The sequence below is a fragment of the Neisseria sp. HMSC064E01 genome (assembly GCF_001808875.1).
Classification (GTDB): Bacteria; Pseudomonadota; Gammaproteobacteria; order Burkholderiales; family Neisseriaceae; genus Neisseria; species Neisseria sicca_A.
The window spans coordinates 496-2,866 of sequence record NZ_KV794899.1; the positions used below are offsets into that span (position 1 = coordinate 496).

The following is a 2,371-nucleotide window of genomic DNA, read 5'->3' on the forward strand; positions in this document are numbered from 1 at the left end:
AAACGGTAGTCGACACCGGAGAAGCCGTGGTGCTTGAAGACGGCGGCAACGATGTCGGGGACGGTTTGATTTTGAAACAGTCGGGAGGATTGGAAATGTTTTAAAGCCGCGAAACGCGGCTCTAAAACAAAGCGGTAAACGGTTTCATCCTTGGAGACGGACAGCTTCTCACACGAAGTCACAATGCCCTGCCATTGTTTCGCCGGAGGGTCGTCCGAACCGGCTGCGAAGGCGGCGGCGACTTCGGACAATACGGCCTCCTGCGGACGGATTTCAAATGCTGCGCGCTGGTTGAGGTAGGAAGACAGCGGCAGGGAGGAATCGGTGGAGGTGGCGGTAATTTCGACGCGGTAGGCGGTGTTGGCGGCTTCGGAGGCGGTGAAGGATTTGACGGAGAGGGAGGGGGAGAAACGGGCGAAGGTCAGGTGGTAGGATTGGCGGGCAGTCATGGCGTTGAATTTAAAGATGACAATGAGGTTCGTATGGTAACTTGAACGTCATCAACGGTAAAGCAAATGGGATAAACGGTAGAAAGGTCGTCTGAATGGAGGTTTTCAGACGACCTTTTTTAGTAAAACAAAGCAGTCTCCTATTTAGATATATGCTTGTATTCGCCCTATATATAAATCAAGAAGCCATACAAACTATATTTACTTAGAATCAGTCTGTTAATGATGTTTATGTTTATTAGGCATTGAATCTTGATCCAAGCTAAGATTAACTAAGCAAATATAAATCCTTTATCAAACCCATGTTCATGCAACTCAAATATCAATTCATCAGAAAAAAATAACTTCGTTGAATGTAGTGGGTTGTTATGCCTACCAATACCTATAATTTTCAGTGAATTGTCATTTAATTTCATATTATCTGATGATAAAAACGAAGTATTCTCATCGATATAAATTCTTTCTGATTCTTGTTCATTAATTATATTTTCAGTATGCAACGAATTAATTAGAAAATATTTATCCGACAGAATAGTATCTTTACATACCAACTCAATTGGAATTATCTGAATTTCTTGATTATATTTATTTATTAAAAAATCAGCTAAATTTTTATCTACTAAAATGGTTGTTGCATTAGTCAATAGTATATGATGGTTTTTTAATTTCGTACTTTTTGCTTCTATTTCAAATCTAGGTATAAAATCTAAACTTAGTCTTGTTGAGTCACAAAATCCGAAATAACTAAATTTATCTTGATCTAAATAAAAAGCTGAAAATTTCCCAGATTGATTTAATTCATATAATTGATTTAATTCATATATAAGCTTTGCCATTTCTTTCTTCCTTAATCATAATTGCCCTGGTAATGATTTCGCCCATTTTCTTCTATGCTTATTAAGCTTCCTTTCTCCTGATGTCGACTTAATTCACTCTGCATTCATTATTCTGAAAAGCAAGTAACGTGGAACTCAAGCCAACATAACCATCAAATTATTTAGTATTCGACTCGTTGGTATAGAATACCAGTTCAGCTTTGCTCATCGTTCCGCCCATCTTATAGTGGATTAAATTTAAACCAGTACGACGTTGCCTCGCCTTGCCGTAGTATTTTCGTCGCTTTGTCCTGATTTAAATTTAATCCACTATAATTTAAAAATCCGGATTTTCCTTACGGTATGCTTCGTTATCTTTTTTCAAAGTTTCATGAAACTGATGCATGGGATTTTCCGGTCTCATCCTGCCGTAACTTGAAATTAATACACGCACTGAATAATCTGGCAAAATGTGAAACTGCAATAATCCGTTGTCTTCATCGGTAAATTTATCTACCTTGGCATTAACGTTACGCTCTTCAAATTCATTTGCATCCGTGCTTATCATCAAAGTCAGTGGCAGCGTCATTCCCTCATGCCAGCGGGGGATGGAAACGCAACATTGTCCTCCCCCTTCCTCTGCATAAGGACTGATCCCACCTAGATGCCATGTTTGCCCGACCTGTTGATAAAAAATCGTTACACCTCGGTCGGAATAGTTGTTTAACATGAATGAAAACAAGCGTTCCTGATCGGTATCCACAAAAAAATCATCCTTTTGATTGAAGATTTCTTTTACCGAAGAGGCATAGATTGATATAACCGGAAGAGCAACGACTAAAACGACCAAGCCCAAAACCCTAAATATTTTTTTCATTTTTTTCATTTTTTTCCTTTTTGTCTGCCATAAGGCTTATGGCAGCGCATTTTAAATGACAACGTGGTTCGTATAGTAGCTTGAACGATGTGACGGGTAAAGCGAATGGGATAACCGGCTAATGGGTCGTCTGAATCGTGTCTTGTTGGCGTTGTTTCTTTCAGACGAGCTTTGATGCTTGCCTTCTCGAATGTTATTCATTTATAGTGGATTAAATTTAAACCAGTACG

The 2,371-nt window shown here is 39.0% G+C and carries 3 protein-coding genes; all 3 read right to left on the minus strand.

The window, feature by feature from the left end:
- The coding region (locus tag HMPREF2572_RS03020; RefSeq protein ID WP_246827753.1) for a contractile injection system protein, VgrG/Pvc8 family at window positions 1–449 on the minus strand (449 nt) is incomplete at its 3' end.
- A 272-nt stretch (window positions 450–721) separates the two neighbouring features.
- On the minus strand, window positions 722–1,285 hold the full coding sequence (locus HMPREF2572_RS03025) for a hypothetical protein (RefSeq protein ID WP_070496212.1): 564 nt from the start codon (window positions 1,283–1,285) through the stop codon (window positions 722–724).
- A gap of 316 nt (window positions 1,286–1,601) precedes the next feature.
- Window positions 1,602–2,150, minus strand: coding sequence for a DUF3304 domain-containing protein (locus HMPREF2572_RS03030; protein ID WP_246827754.1), 549 nt, complete (start codon window positions 2,148–2,150; stop codon window positions 1,602–1,604).
- Between the last annotated feature and the right edge of the window lie 221 nt (window positions 2,151–2,371).